The sequence below is a fragment of the Phaeobacter sp. G2 genome (assembly GCA_025163595.1).
Taxonomy (GTDB): domain Bacteria; phylum Pseudomonadota; class Alphaproteobacteria; order Rhodobacterales; family Rhodobacteraceae; genus Pseudophaeobacter.
The window spans coordinates 3,387,670-3,406,590 of record CP104100.1 but is presented as its reverse complement, the minus strand read 5'-3'; the positions used below and the strand labels follow the sequence as shown (position 1 = coordinate 3,406,590).

General features: G+C 59.8%; 13 protein-coding genes. 10 read left to right on the top strand and 3 right to left on the bottom strand.

The window, feature by feature from the left end; all coding sequences use genetic code 11:
- Positions 1-29: 29 nt before the first annotated feature.
- A complete protein-coding gene (locus N1037_16220) occupies positions 30-1,157 on the bottom strand; it encodes a beta-ketoacyl-ACP synthase III (protein UWS78799.1) in 1,128 nt (375 codons plus the stop codon).
- 228 nt (positions 1,158-1,385) lie between these two features.
- On the opposite strand from N1037_16220, the gene N1037_16215 reads away from it, so the two are divergent.
- From N1037_16215 to N1037_16195, 5 genes are all read left to right on the top strand, one after another.
- Positions 1,386-1,817, top strand: coding sequence for a MarR family transcriptional regulator (locus N1037_16215; protein ID UWS78798.1), 432 nt, complete (start codon positions 1,386-1,388; stop codon positions 1,815-1,817).
- 3 nt (positions 1,818-1,820) lie between these two features.
- Positions 1,821-2,894 carry an efflux RND transporter periplasmic adaptor subunit gene (locus N1037_16210; GenBank protein UWS78797.1) on the top strand — a complete coding sequence of 358 codons (1,074 nt, stop codon included), beginning with the start codon at positions 1,821-1,823 and terminating at the stop codon, positions 2,892-2,894.
- A gap of 10 nt (positions 2,895-2,904) precedes the next feature.
- Complete coding sequence (locus N1037_16205) at positions 2,905-5,946, top strand: efflux RND transporter permease subunit (protein UWS78796.1); 3,042 nt, start codon at positions 2,905-2,907, stop codon at positions 5,944-5,946.
- 333 nt (positions 5,947-6,279) lie between these two features.
- Entirely contained in the window at positions 6,280-7,161 is an 882-nt protein-coding gene (locus tag N1037_16200; protein UWS78795.1) for a delta-class carbonic anhydrase, read from the top strand.
- Between the two features lie 196 nt (positions 7,162-7,357).
- Complete coding sequence (locus N1037_16195; GenBank protein ID UWS78794.1) at positions 7,358-7,867, top strand: hypothetical protein; 510 nt, start codon at positions 7,358-7,360, stop codon at positions 7,865-7,867.
- A 37-nt stretch (positions 7,868-7,904) separates the two neighbouring features.
- Here the strand turns inward: N1037_16195 and carB are convergent, their stop codons facing one another.
- Positions 7,905-11,261, bottom strand: a complete 3,357-nt coding sequence (carB, locus tag N1037_16190) for a carbamoyl-phosphate synthase large subunit (protein ID UWS78793.1) — start codon at positions 11,259-11,261, stop codon at positions 7,905-7,907.
- Between the two features lie 285 nt (positions 11,262-11,546).
- Here carB and N1037_16185 point away from each other — a divergent pair, with 285 nt between their 5' ends.
- From N1037_16185 to N1037_16165, 5 genes are all read left to right on the top strand, one after another.
- Positions 11,547-12,731, top strand: a complete 1,185-nt coding sequence (locus N1037_16185) for an aminodeoxychorismate synthase component I (GenBank protein ID UWS81379.1) — start codon at positions 11,547-11,549, stop codon at positions 12,729-12,731.
- Positions 12,665-13,351, top strand: coding sequence for an aminotransferase class IV family protein (locus N1037_16180; protein ID UWS78792.1), 687 nt, complete (start codon positions 12,665-12,667; stop codon positions 13,349-13,351). Before N1037_16185 ends, N1037_16180 begins: the two co-directional genes overlap by 67 nt.
- A 453-nt stretch (positions 13,352-13,804) precedes the next feature.
- On the top strand, positions 13,805-15,658 hold the full coding sequence (gene aspS / locus N1037_16175) for an aspartate--tRNA ligase (GenBank protein ID UWS78791.1): 1,854 nt from the start codon (positions 13,805-13,807) through the stop codon (positions 15,656-15,658).
- A gap of 362 nt (positions 15,659-16,020) precedes the next feature.
- The gene (locus tag N1037_16170; protein ID UWS78790.1) at positions 16,021-17,406 is read left to right on the top strand and encodes a DUF1800 domain-containing protein; all 1,386 of its coding nucleotides are present in this window, start codon (positions 16,021-16,023) and stop codon (positions 17,404-17,406) included.
- A gap of 23 nt (positions 17,407-17,429) precedes the next feature.
- Positions 17,430-18,680 (top strand): DUF1501 domain-containing protein, encoded by a 1,251-nt coding sequence (locus N1037_16165; protein ID UWS78789.1) that lies wholly within the window; start codon positions 17,430-17,432, stop codon positions 18,678-18,680.
- Positions 18,681-18,765: 85 nt separating this feature from the next.
- Here the strand turns inward: N1037_16165 and N1037_16160 are convergent, their stop codons facing one another.
- Positions 18,766-18,921 carry a hypothetical protein gene (locus N1037_16160; protein ID UWS78788.1) on the bottom strand — a complete coding sequence of 52 codons (156 nt, stop codon included), beginning with the start codon at positions 18,919-18,921 and terminating at the stop codon, positions 18,766-18,768.

Genomic DNA, 18,921 nt, shown 5'->3' with positions numbered 1-18,921 from the left:
CGCAGTTTTTGTTTACGGGCAATCCTGTCTTAGGCGCTGTGGCGGCGCAGAATTACCGACCCGACGGAGTAGCCCGCACCAAAGGAACAGATCAGCCCCAGATCGCCTTCGCCGAGATCTTCGGAGTATTTTGAGAAGGCAATAATCGAGCCTGCAGAAGAGGTATTTGCATAGTCTTGCAAGATATTGGGCTGCTCATCCGCAGCAGGCGTCCGCCCCAGGGTCTTTTTGCCAATGAAGTCATTCATGGATTTATTGGCCTGATGCAGCCAGAGCCGTTTCAGCGCATCGCGCTGGATGCCTTCATCCGCCATATGGTTGGCAATATGCTGGCTGACCATAGGCAGCACTTCCTTGAACACCTTGCGGCCATTCTGCATGAACTGCATATCGCGCCGGTCTTCCACGCCATCGGGACGCGAGCGACGCAGAAAGCCATTATTGTTGCGGATATTGTTGGAGAACTCAGTGGCACAGCGGGTTGAGATCACCTCGAAATGGTCGCCTTTGGCATTCTCGATCCGTTCCACCAGGGTGGCGGTTGCCACATCGCCAAAAATGAAATGGCAATCGCGGTCGCGCCACTCCAGATGGCCGGAACAGATCTCTGGGTTGACCACCAGGGCGGCGCGAATGCTGCCCGAGCGGATCATATCAACGGCGGTCTGAATGCCGAAGGTGGCAGAGGAGCAGGCAACATTCATGTCAAAGGCAAAGCCCTTGATTCCCAACAGGTCCTGGATTTCGATGGCAACCGCAGGGTAGGCGCGTTCCATATTGGAGGCGGCACAGATCACCAGATCAACGTCCTCGGCGGTCTTTCCAGCCTGTTTCAGCGCCTTTTTGGCCGCGTCCAGAGCAATTTCTGCCATAATGCCGGGTTCTGAATCATCACGTTGGCGCAGCTGCGGGTACATGATTTCGGGGTCGAGAATACCCTTTTTATCAAGCACATAGCGCTGTTCGATGCCAGAGGCCTTAAAGATGAACTCCTCCGAGGACTGCGGCAGGGCGGTAAAGCTGCCTGCAGCGATGGCCTCGGCGTTTTCGGCGTTTATCCTGTCGGCATAGGCGTTATAGGCCTCGACCAGCTCAGCATTGGTGATGGTTTCGGAGGGGGTGAAGACCCCAGTGCCGGTAATTGCGGCTGTGTACATGACAGAGACCCTATGGGGAAGAAACGCTACATTTGTGGCGCTTTTTTTACCCAAAGGTCAAGGTTTACGACGGGGCTGGCTGCCGGGTTTTGGCAACAGAAGTGTGATGTTCATCACATGAAAGGTTCAGCGACTGAAGTATAGCATGGGAATCACCAGAAATTGATCCGGTCCAAAATGTCAAAAACCGCACCGCCCACCACTGTTGACCAACAGGCCAGCCCTGAAATGAGGGTATTGCTTGCGATGTTCGCGCTATACTGGCGTATGGAAGATGCCCTGGGAAAACAGGAAATCATCAGCGGCCTGGGACGGGCGGAATGCTATCTTTTGCTGCAGCTGGACCACCCGCGTCGCCTGGGAGAGCTGGCAAAGACATTGATGCTGGTGCCCTCTAGCGTGACCATGGCCGCCGACCGGCTTGAACAGGATGGCCTGGCAGTGCGGTTGCGTGATGCCCAGGACCGACGTGCCTTTTTGCTGCAGCTCACCGCCAAGGGCCGCAGCCTGCGCGCGGCGCTGGAAAAGCGGGCAGAGCAGGCCTTTCGCGAGATTTGTGACCTTAATGACGACGATATACAGAAATTTTCTGTGTTATCGGATAAACTACAAAAGACGTTTTTGGGGGCTGCCAACCGCTGTCCCGGCAAGGAGAGATAAGACATGCCCCTATTGCAAAAGATAGCCGTGGCTCTGATGCCGGTATTGGCCGGTCCAGCGTTGCTGGTGGCTGGGATCACTGCGCCCGCAGCTGTGCAGGCGGAAGAGGTGCTCAAGCCGGTGAAACTGATGACAACGCAATCTGGCACCCGCTTGCTGGAACGGCAGTTCTTTGGCCAGGTGGCGGCCAAACAGACGGTTGATCTGGCCTTTCAGGTGCCCGGGCAGGTGATGCGCTTTCCGGTTGCCGAAGGCTATATTGTGCCACAGGGGCAGCTGATCGCTGAATTGGATCTGGAACCTTTTGAACTGAACCTGGAACAGGCGCGGTTGCAAAAAGAACAGGCTGACAGAACTGTCAGCCGTCTGGAGCAGTTGAAAGGCACCGTGAGTGCGGTCTCGATTGAAGATGCCCAAACCCAGGCTGGGCTGGCGCAGGTGGCCCTGCGAAATGCGGAATATGAACTGCGCCATGCGACCCTGAACGCCCCGTTTGAGGCCCTGGTCTCTACCCGCGAAGTGGAGAATTTCACCACCGTTGCGGCGGGGGCGCCAATTGTGCGCCTGCACGACATGTCAGAGCTGCATATCGAAGTGGATGTGCCGGAGGTGCTGTTTCAGCGCGCCGATCGCGGTGACAATGTTGAAACCATCGCCATCTTTCCCGGCAGCGACGAAAGCTTTCCGCTTCAGATCCTCGAATTCACCGCGGAGGCCAGCAATATTGGCCAGACGTTTCGGGTGACCTTTAGCATGCAGCCCCCCGAGGGCCGCCAGATCCTGCCGGGGGCCTCTGCCTCGGTGCGGGTCAAGGTTGATACCGGTGAACAGGGAATTCTGGTGCCTTCCACCGCGATTGTGACCACACCGGAAGGCGACACCGGCGTTATGGTCTTTACCCCCAAAGGCGGCGAGACCGGCGAGGTGACTTGGGTCAAGGTTGAGCTGGTGGCAACCCAACATGGCGATTTTGCCATTTCTTCCGGTCTGCAAGGTGGGGAGGAAATTGTCTCTACCGGTGGCAGTGCCCTGATCGACGGACAAAAGGTCCGCCGGTTCAGCGGCTTTACGAACTGAGGCTAAGAACATGGATATCGCACGCGCCTCAATTGACCGGCCGCTTTACACCTGGATCATCATGCTGGTGGCCTTGCTGGGCGGCATCTGGGGGTTTTTGAACCTCGGACGGCTGGAAGACCCGGCCTTTACTATCAAACAGGCGGTGGTGGTTACCCACTACCCCGGGGCCAGCGCCGAACAGGTGGCGCGCGAAGTCACCGAGCCGCTGGAATCCGCCATTCAGAAAATGGGGGAAGTTAAAACCATCACCTCGATCAACCGCCCCGGCAACTCGTTGATCGAAGTGGAGATGCAAGACACCTATGATGGCACCGAGTTGCCAGCCATCTGGACCGATCTGCGCGCCAAGATCCGCGATGCCGCGCGGGGGCTGCCGGATGGGGTGTCACAGCCCTATGTCAACGACAGCTTTGGCGATGTGTTTGGCCTGTTTTATGCGGTCACCGCCGAAGGCTACACCGATGCGGAACGCCACGAGCTCGCCACCTTCCTGCGCCGTGAGCTGCTGGCAGTGGACGGTGTCGCCGATGTCGAGATCTCAGGCCTGCCGGATGAGGCGGTTTTTGTTGAGCCTGACATGGCGATTTCGGTCAATCAGAATATCTCGATTGCGGCCATTGCCAACTCTATTGCCACCTCCAATACGGTGCGCTCCGGTGGGTATCTGGACGGTGACGCCGCCGAAAACCGCATCAGCGCCCCGGAAGGCTCGGATACCGTGTCCGAGATTGCGGGTCTGTCTATTGGCGCCCAGGGGGAGGTGATCAATGTTGTCGACATGGCAAAGGTTTACCGGGGGCGAACCAGCAACCCCGACCTGATGATCCGCTTTAACGGCGTCGAAGCCTTCACGCTTGGGATCGCGGGTCTGGCCAGCGAAAACATCGTTGAGGTGGGCAACCGGGTCGATGCGCGTCTGGCAGAGCTGGATACACAAATTCCCTTTGGGGTGGCGCTTTTGCCGATTTACCAGCAGCACCTGGTGGTGGATCAGGCCTCCAATGACTTTTTGGTCAACCTGGCGACCTCGGTTGCAATTGTTGTGGCGGTTCTGGCCCTGTTCATGGGCTGGCGGGCGGCTGTGGTCGTTGGCGCCACGCTGTTGTTGACGGTTGTTGGCACACTTTTGTTCATGAACCTGTTTTCCATTGAAATGGAACGGATTTCCCTGGGCGCACTGATCATTGCTATGGGGATGCTGGTGGATAACGCCATTGTTGTTGCGGAAGGTATGCAAATATCCATGCAGCGCGGGCGCAATTCACGCGATGCGGCGCATGATGCCGCGGCCAAGACCCAGATCCCACTATTGGGGGCGACGGTGATTGGCATCATGGCCTTTGCCGGCATCGGGCTCAGCCCGGATTCGGCTGGTGAATTCCTGTTCTCGCTGTTTGCGGTGATTGCCATTTCGCTGCTGCTGAGCTGGGTTCTGGCCCTGACGGCGACGCCGATCCTGGGTCATTACTTCTTCAAACAGGGGAAAGAGGGGGGCGCCGATGCCTATGGTGGGCTGCTGTTTCGCGCCTATGGCGGCTTGCTGCGGATCTCGCTCAAGCTGCGCTGGCTGGTGGTGGCCGGGCTCATCGGCCTGACGGTTGTCTGTTTTGCAGCCTTTGGCACCGTCAAACAGCAGTTCTTTCCGAACTCCAATACGCCTTTGTTCTTTGTGCACTACAAGCTGCCACAGGGCAGCAAGATCGAGACGACCTCAGCCCATTTGAAGATTGTTGAGGACTGGCTGTCCAACCGTGACGATGTGGTGGATTTCTCAACCTATATCGGTCAGGGGGCCTCGCGCTTTTTGTTGACCTATAATGCGCAAAAACCAAACCCGAGCTATGGCCACTTGATCATTCGCACGGCGGATATTGCTGCAATTCCCCCCCTTCAGGCCGATCTCGAAGCCTTTGGGCAGGCACAGTTGCCGGAGGGCGAATTCCGTACCAAACGTCTGGTCTTTGGACCCGGTGGCGGTGATCCGATCCAGGTGCGCTTTTCTGGTCCCGACTCAACTGTGTTGCGGCAGCTGGGAGAAGAGGCGATGCGTCGCCTCGAGGCAGCCTCGCCCAATATCCTCAACACCCGGCAGAACTGGCGGGAGCGCGAGTTTGTCCTGACGCCGCGCTATGCCACTGACCGGGCACAGACCGCAGGCATTGCCCGCGAAGATATTGCCGATACGCTGTTGTTTTCGACCGATGGGTTGCAGGCGGGCGTGTTTCGCGAGCAGGACCGGCTGATCCCGATCGTGATCCGCCGTCACCAGGGGGACACCTACAACTTCATGGACCAGGTGGTCTATTCCACTACCGCCCAGAAGTTTCTGCCGATGGAGCAGATGATCGACGGGGTGGATCTGGAGCTGGAGGATACCCTGTTGCACCGCCGCGACCGGGTTCCAACCCTCACGGTCGGGGCTGATATCCCTGTCGATTTGACTGCGGCGTCGGTCTTTTCCGAGATCCAGTCCACCATCGAGGAGATGCAGCTGCCGCCGGGCTACACCATGGAATGGGGCGGCGACCATGAAAGCTCGGGCGACGCCAACAAGAGTCTGGGCAAGCAGCTACCGGTGACGGCGCTGATTATGGTGATGATCTCGGTGTTTCTGTTCAATGCCATTCGCCAGCCGATCATCATCTGGCTCTTGGTGCCGATGTCGGTAAACGGCGTGGCCATGGGGCTGTTGGGGACCGGACTGCCCTTTACCTTCACCGCACTTCTGGGGCTGCTCAGCCTGTCCGGCATGTTGATCAAGAACGGTATCGTCCTGGTCGAGGAAATCGACCTGGTGCGCGAAGAGGGTAAGCCCCTGCGCGAGGCCATTGTCGAAGCCTCGGTGTCGCGTCTGCGCCCGGTGATGCTGGCGGCGGTCACCACCATTCTGGGGATGATCCCGCTGCTGTGGGACGCCTTCTTTGTCTCCATGGCGGTGACGATCATGGGCGGCTTGGCCTTTGCCACCGTGCTGACCCTGGTGGCGGCGCCGGTGTTCTACCTGATATTCTTTGCCCGCGACGAAAAGCGCAGGTTGGCAAAGGCCTGAGAATAAAGGCCTGAGAATATTGATCAAAAAAACAAAAGGCCCCGTAGATCGGGGCCTTTTTCGGGTCAGGACCAGTGTGAAAGAGCTGAGCCAAGGTAAGGCGGATCAGTGGAACCCCAGCCTGATCAGCAGGTGAAAAGAGTGGCATAACCTACGCCAGATCCTGTTCTACGGACAGGGAGCAGCTCAGTCTGCGATACAGAGAGTTGCTGAAGCAGGTGCATAAAATAATCCAAGAAACTGGCAATAATACGAAAATTTAAGAGCCTAGGGATATACTGGCGGGCAGGCTATTTACGTCATAAGCCTCAGTATCCGGTCAGGGGACGCGCTATGCACAAAACGACATCTTTGATTTCCGCGACACTCGTCACGATGGCAGTTTGGAGTGGGGGGGCGTTGGCCGCGTCTGACGGGCATGGCGCAGAGGCGGAAGAGGTGCCGAACGCAGTTGTGGAAACACAGCGGGCACATCTGTTGGAAAACACGCTTTTTGCAGGTTTTGGCCCCCAGTCCCCGCGTGATATCGACAGCCCGGCCGGGAGTAACCGCGTGGAGTTTGAAGCTGCCCCTCCCTACACAGAGATGAACCTGTGCAACATCCACTTCCATGAGAATGCGGAACATCGCGGGGGGGAGTTCACCACATATGCCGGCAATGGGGACGGGCATGGTTATGGCAGTGGCTACAAATACTCAGGCACGCTGAGCCAGGCTGAACTCATGCCGCTGGAGCAGGACGTCGGGGTCACCGAACATGGCAGCCTGGTGCCCGGAGACACCATTGAGGTGCACTATGTCCATACCACGGCGCGGGTTGATCCAGGCCCGACCCTTGGGTCCTGTCTCAGCGATGCGATCAAGAACCCACAACTGCGCGTCGAGGCCCAGGTCTATGTGCTGGTCAACGACGAAGCCGCGCTGGATTTCACCAAACTCACCCGGCTGCAAAAGCAAAACGGCCTGACCCAGGCCATCAATATTCCCACAGATACCGGTCGGGTGGTGGAGTATTCCGGCTCAACAACCGGTCCCGGCTACAATGAAAAGGGCTCGCCCTTTCAGGTGACCTGGGGCGTGCGGCCCAAGGTCGCCAAGGTCAGCATCCAGTCCGTTGCCAAATGGCTGTCCTACAACAGGTTTGACGAAGACCATGCCCATGGGGTGCGCAATCTGGTGATCAACCGTGACCTGCTGTCTGTGATCGAGCACTAGCCCCCAGACTGATCCGCGCCCCAGTCAGATCCGGCCATTGGGTCTGACCAAGGCAAACACGGGTCTGACCAAGGCAAACACGCGTCTGACCAAAGCAAACATGCGTCTGACCAAGGTAAAACCGGCGGGCGTTGTTTCTTTGTGCAGCGAGGTTAGTATCTTGGCCTGTAAGACTGATGGACGCAGGAGTTCCCCCATGAGGCCAGAGAAAAAACCACTGTTTCGGCGGGTGAACACCAAAACTCACCGGGTTGAGCATGGTGATGGTGGAAAGTCCCGCTGGGAGCGCAACACCAAGGAGACCAAGAGAAATGCCTCCTCGCGCGGGTCGATGCATAAGAAACACCGCCACGGGTTGGACTACACGCCGCTGTATAGGTTCTTGCTGTCAAAGGTGGGGCAGGACTGGGATGATGTCTATAGCGAAGCGGTGGCGCGGCTTGACACGGAAGACCCCATTTTCAGGATGGTTGCGCTGCAGCCAGAGGATGGCGAACGCTACGTGCGCACGGGGGAAAGCACCTATTTCAGCGGCCTGTTTGTCGATGAGGACAATCGCCTCGCGCTGGTCGATCCCGAATTGACGGTGGATCAGATGAAGCCCTGGTGCCCCTGCTGCACCCATACATTTAACGGCGCGCGATTTACACAAAGCTTTGAAGGCCAGGATTGGGACCAGCCAAAAAACGAAACCCCGGCTCAATGAACCGGGGTTTGATAGTCTTGCTTGGTAGTGGTGCCGGTTAGCCCTGTAGGCTCTTCACTTCCACATCGCCTTCGGCCTGGGCCTTGATCGCCAGCGCAGCCGCATTCGAGGCGGCGGCGGTGGTGAAGTAGGGGATCTTGTCATACAGCGCGACTGAACGCATTTCCTTGCTGTCTTCCACAGCCTGGGCGCCCTCGGTGGTGTTCATCAACAGCTGCACATGGCCGTCTTTCAGCAGGTCCACCACATGGGGGCGGCCTTCATAGACTTTGTTGACCAGCTCACAGGCGACGCCGTGACCGTCCAGCCATTTGTGGGTGCCACCAGTGGCCATCAGGGTAAAGCCTTGCTCGATCAGCACATTGGCCGCTTCCAGCATTGGTGCGCCCTTGTCGGCGTCCTTGATCGAGATAAAGGCACGGCCCTCGCTTGGCAGCACCATGCCGGCCCCCATCTGCGCCTTGAGGAAGGCCCGCGGGAAATCGCGGTCCCAGCCCATGACTTCACCCGTCGAGCGCATTTCTGGCCCCAACAGGGTGTCAACGCCGGGGAAGCGGGCAAAGGGCAGCACCGCCTCTTTGACCGAGAACCAGGGCATATCGGGATCGGCCAGGGTCATCGGATCCGCCATTGGGGTGTCCACATCATAGCCCGCATCGGGCTTGTAGGGGCCACGGTGCGGGAAGGCGGTGAGCTTTTCACCTGCCATGACGCGGGCCGCGATGGAGGCGATGGCGCTGTCGGTGGCCTTGGCCACAAAGGGCACGGTACGGCTGGCGCGGGGGTTGACCTCGATCAGGAAGATCACCCCGTCCTTGATTGCAAACTGGATGTTCATCAGGCCGACAACATTCAGCGCCTTGGCCAGCGCATAGGTCTGGGTCTTGATTTCTTCGATTACGTCCTTGGACAGGGAGTAGGGCGGCAGCGAGCAGGCACTATCACCCGAGTGCACGCCGGCCTCTTCAATGTGTTGCATGATGCCTGCCACATGCACGTCAGTGCCGTCGCAGATCGCATCCACGTCCAGTTCCACCGCGCCAGACAGGTAGCTGTCCAGCAGCACCGGGCTGTCACCGGACACCACCACCGCCTCGGCGATGTAGCGGCGCAGCTGATCCATGTCGCGCACGATTTCCATCGCCCGGCCCCCCAAAACATACGAGGGGCGAATGACCAGCGGGAAGCCGATTTCTTCCGCGATTTCCAGCGCTTGCGCATCTGTCGAGGCAATGCCGTTATGGGGCTGCTTGAGGCCGAGGTTGTTGACCAGCTCCTGGAAGCGCTCGCGGTCTTCTGCCAGGTCGATGGCGTCTGGGGTGGTGCCCAGGATCGGAATGCCCTCGTCCTGCAGCGCATTGGCCAGTTTCAGCGGCGTCTGACCGCCAAACTGGACGATGACCCCGTGCAGGGTGCCGTTTTCCTGCTCAACCCGCAGGATTTCCATCACATGTTCAAAGGTCAGCGGTTCAAAATACAAACGGTCCGAGGTGTCATAGTCGGTCGACACTGTTTCAGGGTTGCAGTTGACCATGATGGTTTCATAGCCCGCATCCGTCAGCGCATAGCAGGCGTGGCAGCAGCAGTAGTCAAACTCGATGCCCTGACCGATCCGGTTGGGACCACCGCCCAGAATGACGACCTTTTTGCGATCCGAAGGCCGCGCCTCACATTCCACTTCGCCCATCATCGGGGCCTCGTAGGTGGAATACATATAGGGGGTCTGGGCCTCGAACTCGGCGGCGCAGGTGTCGATGCGTTTGAACACAGCGGTGACGCCCTGGGCCACCCGCGCATCGCGCACGGATTTTTCCGAAGCTTCGGTCAGATTGGCTAGGCGGGCATCGGTAAAGCCAAGCATTTTGAGGTGACGCAGAGCTTTCTCACCTGCGGGCAGGCCGTTGCTGCGGACCTCTGCTTCGGCGTCAATGATTTCGCGGATACGGTCGAGGAACCAGGGGTCGAATTTGGTGACGCTGTGGATCTCGTCATTGGTCAGCCCATGGCGCATCGCCTGGGCGATGGTGCGCAGCCGGTCCGGGGTTTGCTGGCTGATCGCCTTGATCACCGCAGCCTTGTCGGTCGCAATGTCCCAGGTGCCAATGGTCAGGCCGGGGATTTCAACCTCATCAAAGCCGGTGAGACCCGATTCCATCGAGGCCAGCGCCTTTTGCATCGATTCGTGGATGGTGCGGCCAATAGACATGGCCTCGCCCACGGATTTCATCGCGGTGGTCAGATAGGGCTCGGAGCCGGGGAATTTCTCAAAGGCGAATTTTGGGATCTTGGTGACGACATAGTCGATCGAGGGCTCAAACGAGGCCGGTGTGACTTTGGTGATGTCGTTGTCCAGCTCGTCCAGGGTGTAGCCGACCGCCAGTTTGGCGGCGATCTTGGCAATCGGGAAGCCGGTGGCCTTGGAGGCCAGCGCAGAGGAGCGCGACACCCGTGGGTTCATTTCAATGACCACCATACGGCCATCAGCAGGGTTCACCGCCCATTGCACGTTGGAGCCGCCAGTTTCGACACCGATCTCACGCAGCACGTTGATCGAATGGGTCCGCATGATCTGGTATTCTTTATCCGTCAGCGTCAGCGCCGGGGCCACGGTGATCGAATCCCCGGTGTGCACGCCCATGGGGTCGATGTTTTCAATGGCGCAGACGATGATGGCGTTATCCGCCTTGTCGCGGACCACCTCCATCTCAAATTCTTTCCAGCCCAGCAGGCTCTCGTCGACCAGGATCTGATTGACCGGCGAGGCATCCATGCCGGTGCGGCAGAAGTGCTCGTAGTCTTCCCGGTTATAGGCAACGCCACCGCCAGTGCCCCCCATGGTAAAGGCGGGGCGGATGATTGCTGGCAAGCCGATATCTTCGAGCGTTTCCAAGGCGATGCGCACGCCCTCATTCAGGTCGGCTTTGCCGTCTTCCAGCTTTGGCGCGGTGACGATGGTGGCACGGGGGTTTTCAATGCCCAGACGGTCCATGGCATCGCGGAACAGTTTGCGATCCTCGGCCATCTCGATGGCTTCGCGGGTGGCGCCGATCATTTCGACGCCAAATTCTTCCAGCACGCCCATTTCTTCCAGCGCCAGCGAGGTGTTGAGGCCGGTTTGTCCGCCCATGGTGGGCAGCAGCGCGTCGGGGCGCTCTTTCTCGATGATCTTGGCGACCACCTCGGGGGTGATGGGTTCGATATAGGTGGCATCCGCCAGACCGGGGTCGGTCATGATGGTGGCGGGGTTCGAGTTCACCAGGATAACCCGGTAGCCCTCTTCCTTGAGGGCCTTACAGGCCTGGGCGCCGGAATAGTCGAATTCGCAGGCCTGCCCAATGATGATGGGCCCCGCACCAATGATCATGATCGACTGGATGTCGGTTCTTTTTGGCATGGGTAAGCTTCCTTCGTTATGTGCGAGCGGCAGGCCCAAGCGGTGTGCTCAGGTCGGTCAGAGATCGTTAGGCGAGTCGGGCAGCCCCAAGCGCCCAAATTGTCCTGCGTTATAGGGGTAGCGCAAAAAGGTGCAAGAGGGATCGGACACGCGCTTCGAATTGCCGCTTTTATGGCTTTTGTTCGCATAGCGAACGGATATATGCGGAGGCAAGAGAAATAACCGAAATTTGAGAGGTGATCTGTGCAGATCCGTTTTGATCAGGGACCAGATCAGTGGAAACACCTGGGGAATCCACGGGGGAAACGCCGGGGGCAGGGGGTGCAGTTTTGCAATCCCCTGCGGGTGATCCGCGCTGATTCTGCCCAGCAGGTGCCCGCAGCACTGGCCGCCCTGGAGGCGGTGCAGCAGCAGGGGCATTGGCTGGCAGGCTACGCCACCTATGAGCTGGGCTATGCGCTGGAGCCCAGCCTGGCGCAGCGGATGCCCGCGGACCGTCGCCTGCCACTGCTGTGTTTTGGTGTCTATACGCAGCCGCAGGTTGTTTCGCGCGCGAAACACCAGCCAGAGCCCCCCGCGCGCGGGGAATTTGCTGGCCTGGGGGGCTTGCGTAGTCTGGGCGAGCTGCGGCCCCGCTGGGGTTTTGCCACCTACGCCGAGGCCTTTGCCGTGGTGAAGGCGGCCATCGGGGCGGGGGATATCTATCAGGCCAATCTGACCTTCCCGATTGATGCAGTTGTCAGGGGCCGCACGGAAGATCTGTATGCGGCTTTGGCGGCACGCCAGCAGGTGGACCACGGTGCCCTGGTGCTGCAGGAGGGATTGCCAGATCTGCTGTCGCGCTCACCCGAGCTGTTTTTCCGCACCGATGCGGAGGGGCGGATTGAGACACGGCCGATGAAAGGCACCCAGCCGCGCAGCGCCGATCCGGTTGCGGATCAAAAAGCGCGGGATTTTTTGCGACAGGACGAAAAGAACCGCGCCGAAAATCTGATGATCGTGGATCTGTTGCGCAATGATATCTCGCGCATTGCCAAACTGGGCTCGGTCACTGTACCCGAACTCTTTGCGGTAGAGAGCTACGCCACGGTGCATCAGATGGTCTCGACGGTGCAGGCGCAGCTGCGCCCCGGTGTGGGGCTGGGACAGATCCTGCAGGCGCTGTTTCCCTGCGGTTCGATCACCGGGGCACCCAAAATCCGCGCGATGGAGATCCTGTCAGAGCTGGAGCCCTGGGCGCGCGACATCTATTGTGGCAGCATCGGCTGGATGGCTCCGGATGGGGCCAGCAGCTTTAACGTCGGCATTCGCACGCTGATGGTTGAGGAGGGACAGGCCAGATTGAATGTCGGTGGCGGTGTGGTCTGGGACAGTACCGCCCAATCGGAGTATGAGGAAGCCCTATGGAAAGCGCGTTTTGCCCAGCTGATGTCCTCGCAGCCCTCAAAGAAGATGCCAGTTTCCGCCTGATCGAGACCTTTGGCCATTATCCGGGGCAGGGGGCAATCCGCCAAAACCTGCACCTGGCGCGTATGGCGGCCTCGGCACAGGTATTTTCAATCGGCTTTGACCGGCAGCGGGCCGAGCAGCAGATTGCAGCGCTGGCGGATCATAGAACTGCGCTGCGTTGTCGTCTGACACTGGCGATGGATGGTAGTTTGGCCCTGGAAAGCGCAGCGATGCCCCCCAGCCCCGCACAGTGGCGATTTGCCATTGCTGCCAGTACACTCCGGTCGGATGATGTGTTTCTGCGCCATAAAACCACCTGTCGCGGGCTCTATGATCGGGTGCGGCAAGAGATGCCGCCCGGGCTTGATGAGCTGGTGTTTTTGAATGAGCGCGGCGAAATATGTGAAGGCACGATAACAAACCTCTTTGTAACTCTGCGCTCTGGCAGGCGCGTGACCCCACCGCTGTCTTCGGGGGTGCTGCCTGGGGTGTTGCGCCAGGACTTGCTGCACAGGGGGCAGGTCGTCGAACAGGTGGTCACCCTGGGTGATCTGCGGCAGGCCCAGGCGGTTACCTTGGGCAATTCCCTGCGTGGCGAGATTCCGGTAGCCTACCAACGGTCACCAGACCTGCTGGCCTAAGTGTTCACAAAAAAGGGGGGAGCTCCCGCGCGCAGGCCATGCCCGGCTGGCGCCGGACCAGGCCTGCGCTTTGGGGGTGGCAGCGCGCCTGTGGCGCGCTGCGGTTGCTCTGTGATCGCCAGTGGTATTGGAACGAAACAAAACTGTAAGGCGCCAACAGCGCCGCGCCCCAGGCGCGGCGCCGGGCCCAAAGCCCGACAGCGGTGCCGCCTTGGCGGCAGGGTTTCAGGGGCTGCGGGAGCGCTACCTTGCAAAGGGGATCCCATCTACGCTTGCTCTGGACCATCAATCTGTGCGCTCAATAGGGGGAAAACGTCGCACATTGCTTGACAACAGCGACACAACCCTGTGTATCGGCCCAGACGAATTCTGCGCCGAATTCAGCGTGCCAATGCGCATACTCCGAATGACGGCCCGCCCCACGACTAGACCCGCATACCGAAAGGTCACGCCATGCACGCCTATCGCAGCCATACCTGCGCCGAACTGAACAAATCCAACGTCGGCGACACTGTTCGCCTTTCCGGCTGGGTCCATCGTGTCCGCGATCATGGCGGTTTGCTGTTCATCGACCTGCGCGACCACTATGGCATTACCCAGGTGATGGCGGATCCCGACAGCCCGGTTTTTGCCGAGATCGAAAAGGTGCGCTCTGAGTGGTGTATCCGCATCGACGGCAACGTTTTGGCCCGCGACGCAAGCCTGGTGAACGACAAGCTGCCCACCGGTGAGATCGAGGTCTTTATCCGCGATATCGAGATCCTCGGCAAAGCCGAAGAGCTGCCGCTGATGGTCTTTGGCGAGCAGGAATACCCGGAAGAAACCCGCCTGCGCTATCGCTACCTCGACCTACGTCGCGAAAAGATGCAGCAGAACATGCTGTTGCGCTCCAACATGGTGCAATCCATCCGCAAGCGCATGTGGGACAAGGGCTTTAATGAGTACCAAACCCCGATCATTACCGCGTCCTCTCCCGAAGGCGCCCGTGATTTCCTGGTGCCCTCGCGTCTGCACCCGGGCAAGTTCTACGCGCTGCCGCAGGCGCCACAGCAGTTCAAACAGCTGATGATGGTCTCGGGCTTTGACAAATATTTCCAGATCGCGCCTTGCTTCCGCGACGAAGACCCGCGCGCCGACCGCTCGCCCACCGATTTTTACCAGCTCGACCTGGAAATGTCCTTTGTCACCCAGCAGGATGTCTTTGACACCATCCAGCCGGTGATGCAGGGCGTCTTTGAGGAGTTCGGCGGTGGTCGCAAGGTCGACACAGACTGGCCGCAGATTTCCTACCGCGACGCAGCGCTGTGGTATGGCTCGGACAAGCCCGACCTGCGCAACCCGATCAAGATGCAGGTGGTCTCAGAGCATTTTGCCGGCTCCGGCTTTGCCATCTTTGCCAAACTGCTGGAGCAGGACGGCACCGAAGTGCGCGCCATCCCAGCCCCCACAGGCGGCAGCCGCAAGTTCTGCGACCGGATGAACGCCTTTGCGCAAAAAGAAGGTCTGCCCGGCATGGGCTATATCTTCTGGCGTAAACAGTCGCCCGACAGCATTGCCCAGGAACGCGGCATCACCGTCAAAGAGGTCAACGCCCTGGTCAAATCCGGCGAGATCACCCTGGGCAACGAGGCCGCAGGCCCCCTGGCCAAGAACATCGGTCCCGAGCGCACCGAGGCGATCCGCCAGCAGCTGGGGCTTGACGTGGGCGATGCCGCCTTTTTCCTTGGCGGCAAACCCAAAGCCTTTGAAGGCGTTGCAGGACGTGCCCGTAACGTCATCGGCGAAGAACTGGGCCTCACCGACAAAGACCGCTTTGCCTTTGCCTGGGTCGTAGACTTCCCGATCTACGAGGCTGACGAGGAAACCGGCAAGATCGACTTTGAGCACAACCCCTTCTCGATGCCCCAGGGCGGTATGGAGGCGCTGGACGGCAACCCGCTTGAGGTGCTGGGCTATCAGTATGATCTGGCCTGCAATGGCTACGAGCTGGTCTCGGGCGCAATCCGGAACCACCGCCCTGAGATCATGTTCAAGGCCTTCGAAATTGCCGGCTATGGCAAGGACGAGGTCGAAAAACGTTTTGGCGGCATGGTCAACGCCTTCCAGTATGGCGCTCCGCCCCACGGTGGCTGCGCCGCCGGTATCGACCGGATGGTGATGCTGCTGGCGGATGAGGCCAACATCCGCGAGGTCATCATGTTCCCGATGAACCAGCGCGCCGAAGACCTGATGATGTCGGCCCCCTCCGAGCCGATGTCGGACCAGCTGATGGAACTCGGCCTGCGGGTGATCCCACAAGACCAGTAAGCCGCACCGAAATAGCTTTGACCCCGCCCTCCGATAGCGCCGCTTTCGGGGGGCTTTTTTTGCTCTTACCCTTCTACCTGCCTTTTGCCGCCTGTCCCGCAAGCCTGCGGGGGGGCAAAACCGCGTTGAACCAGACTGGTTGCCCTGTTCATTTGGCCCAAAGCATCCCCGGGCGCGCGCCCCTGGGCGCGGGGGCCGTGCCGCCCAATCTAAGGGCCGAGGAATGTGCCTGGAAACAACTACTGAGCTGGATCACGCGGATTACGACAAAACGTGGTGCCTATCTGACGGCAACAGCCTAGGGTGAGCTGAGATCCACAGGTGATCCGGGGACGGGTCGGGTCAAACAGGGGAGTAAGGCGATGGCATTTGATCCGCAGTTGGCTGAAATACGCTTTGGCAGCGGCTTGTCGCCAACACTGGCGCCCGTCCCTTCGGTGGATACGATGCTGGCCAGGCTGCAGGGGCCGGACAGGGCCGCAGATCACTTTCCGATCGCAAAAACCGATGAGACCCTGGCCTTGGTACGTGTCTTTGCCAAGCTGCGCAAACTCGACCGCAGCAAGCGTGGCACGCCAGAGGCAAAACTGGCGGCAAAGACTTTTAAACGCTTTCGGCGGGAGTATCTGCAGCAGCGCGATCTGTGGTTTCGACAGCTGGTGTTGCGACATGTGACAACACAAGACAGCTTGCGGGAGCGGCTGACCCTGTTCTGGGCGGATCATTTCACCGCAAAGGGCAAGAACAGGGCGATGCGACCGCTGGCCTATGGCTATGTCGAAAGCGCTATTCGGCCAAATATCACCGGCCGTTTTGAGGATCTGTTGATCGCGGCGCTCACCAACCCTTTGATGCTGCACTACCTTGATCAATTTCGCTCGCGCGGGGGAAATAGCGCTCTGTCGCGGCGGCAGGGCGGGCGTGGTGGCTTGAATGAAAACCTGGCCCGCGAGGTGCTGGAGCTGCACACCCTTGGTGTCGGTGGCCCCTATGGTCAAAAGGACGTGCGGCAACTGGCCGAATTGTTCACCGGGCTCAGCTACCGGATCGAAAAAGGCTTTGTCTTTGATGAACGGATGGCGGAGCCTGGTGCAGAAACCATTCTGGGCCGGGTATACGGCGGCGGTGAGCCAAAGCTGGAAGCGGTGCTGCAGGTGCTGCGGGATCTGGCGCGCCATCCGGCGACCGCCGATCATATTGCCTTGAAGCTGGCGGTGCATTTCACCCAAGATCAGCCCGATCCGGATCTGGTTGCGGCGCTGAGTGCGAGTTATCGCGACAGCGATGGCGATCTGCTTCAGGTCTACGCAGCGCTGCTGAATCATGGCTCATCCTGGATGCCAGAGCTGCGTAATGTGAAACCCCCCTTTGATTTTCTCGCCTCTGCCTGCCGGGGACTCGGGGTTGCTCCAGCGCATTTGGCGGGGTGGGAGCCAAAGCAGATCCGCCGCAGCTTTATCGCGCCGTTGAAACTCATGGGGCAGGACTGGCAATCGCCCGTGGGGCCGGATGGCTGGGAGGAGGCGGATACCGCCTGGATCACCCCGCAGGGGCTTTCGGCGCGGCTGCGCTGGGCCATGGCCGCGCCACAGCGACTGGTGAAGGACTTGCCGGATCCAGCAGGCTTTGCGCAACACTGTCTGGGGGCGCGGGCCAATGCACGGGTGCAGTTTGCGGCGTCTGCGGCCGAAACCCGGGGTGAGGCGATTGGGCTGGTGCTTTGCTCCCCCGCCTTTCAGCGGCGATGACTGGGTAACAACAGGGATCTGACATGGTACATAGGGCTCTTTCACGTAGAACATTCCTTACCCGCAGTGGACTGGTGGGCTGCTCGCTTGCCGCCAGCCCGTTGATCACCCCGGTGAGCCTTGCGGCTGCGCCCTGGGATCAACGGCTGGTGGTGATCATCCTGCGCGGCGGCATGGACGGGCTGGATGCGATCCGGCCCTATGGGGACCCGGACTTTGCCGGTCACCGCCCGGGCCTTGTGCGACAGGGCGGGTTGGAGGCCGGGCCTGACCTGGATCTTGACGGATTTTTTGCGTTGCACCCGGATCTCGCCGAGGTGATGCCGCTGTGGCAGCAGGGAGAGCTGGCCTTTGTGCAGGCGGTCTCTACCCCCTACCGGGACAGGCGCAGCCATTTTGATGGCCAGGACCTGCTGGAGGCCGGGACCATGGGCCTGGGGGAGCGACGCGATGGCTGGCTCAACCGGATGCTGCAGGTGCAAAACAGGCCGACCGACCGCACCGCCTTTGCCATTGGCCATGGGGAGTTGCAGCTGCTGCATGGGGCGGCACCGGTGTCTGACTGGGCGCCGGATGCGGAGCTGGCGCTCAGCCCGCAGGCGGAACAGCTGGCCGGGGTGTTGATGCAGGAGGATCCTCTGTTCTCCGCCGCCCTCTCGGAGGCGCTGGCCCTGTCGCGCAGCGATATGGCACCGGGCAGGACGGGGGGCGCCGGGGACATGACACAGGCCGCGAGCACAGGCGGCATGATGGAGATGCCGCGCGCCAGCCGAGGACAGGCCCATTTGAAACTGGCGGAGTTCGCTGCAAAACAGCTGCGCGGGGAAACCCGCGTTGCCTCGTTTTCACTCAATGGCTGGGATACCCATAGCCGCCAAAAACGCAACCTGGGGGCGGCTCTAAAGCGATTGAGCGGCTGTATCTTGGCCTTGAAACAGGGCGTGGGTCCCGCCGTGTGGGATAAGACAGCGGTTGTCGCAATGACGGAATTTGGCCGGACCGTGCGCGAAAATGGAACTGGTGGGACGGATCACGGTACCGGTGGTACCATGGTCTTGGCTGGTGGCGCCATTCGGGGTGGGCGTGTCTATGGGCGCTGGCCAGGGCTGAAGGAAGCGGCGCTGTATAATCGCCGCGATCTGATGCCGACGGGAGACGTTCGTGAGGTCTGTGCCTGGATCATGCGTGGGATCACAGGAACCGGGATAAGCGACCTTGAAACTAAGGTTTTTCCAGGAATTCAGATGGCGCAGGATCCCGGTGTTCTAAGATAAAGCCGCGCCGCAGCTGTCACGCGGGCACTGTCGCGAGGGCTGCCGAAACGCAATTGGGCAGCCGCCTTGGGGCTGTTGTTCACCATCACCTATTGCGAGGGCTCACCGGGTCGATCTGCATGGATCGCAGAGGTTCTGGGGCGTTGGCACGGTTGCGGCGAATGATCCGCGCACAATGGCGGGCTTGAAAATAGAGCACAATTGCCAGCGTGGCGGCCGTTGTCGAAAAGACTTCGAACAT

Excerpts from the sequence above, each read along its gene's own strand:
- N1037_16220 (UWS78799.1), bottom strand. The coding sequence starts at position 1,157 with ATGTACACAGCCGCAATTACCGGCACTGGGGTCTTCACCCCCTCCGAA.
- N1037_16215 (UWS78798.1), top strand. The coding sequence starts at position 1,386 with ATGAGGGTATTGCTTGCGATGTTCGCGCTATACTGGCGTATGGAAGAT.
- N1037_16210 (UWS78797.1), top strand. The coding sequence starts at position 1,821 with ATGCCCCTATTGCAAAAGATAGCCGTGGCTCTGATGCCGGTATTGGCC.
- N1037_16205 (UWS78796.1), top strand. The coding sequence starts at position 2,905 with ATGGATATCGCACGCGCCTCAATTGACCGGCCGCTTTACACCTGGATC.
- N1037_16200 (UWS78795.1), top strand. The coding sequence starts at position 6,280 with ATGCACAAAACGACATCTTTGATTTCCGCGACACTCGTCACGATGGCA.
- N1037_16195 (UWS78794.1), top strand. The coding sequence starts at position 7,358 with ATGAGGCCAGAGAAAAAACCACTGTTTCGGCGGGTGAACACCAAAACT.
- carB (UWS78793.1), bottom strand. The coding sequence starts at position 11,261 with ATGCCAAAAAGAACCGACATCCAGTCGATCATGATCATTGGTGCGGGG.
- N1037_16180 (UWS78792.1), top strand. The coding sequence starts at position 12,665 with ATGGAAAGCGCGTTTTGCCCAGCTGATGTCCTCGCAGCCCTCAAAGAA.
- aspS (UWS78791.1), top strand. The coding sequence starts at position 13,805 with ATGCACGCCTATCGCAGCCATACCTGCGCCGAACTGAACAAATCCAAC.
- N1037_16170 (UWS78790.1), top strand. The coding sequence starts at position 16,021 with ATGGCATTTGATCCGCAGTTGGCTGAAATACGCTTTGGCAGCGGCTTG.
- N1037_16165 (UWS78789.1), top strand. The coding sequence starts at position 17,430 with ATGGTACATAGGGCTCTTTCACGTAGAACATTCCTTACCCGCAGTGGA.
- N1037_16160 (UWS78788.1), bottom strand. The coding sequence starts at position 18,921 with ATGTTCGAAGTCTTTTCGACAACGGCCGCCACGCTGGCAATTGTGCTC.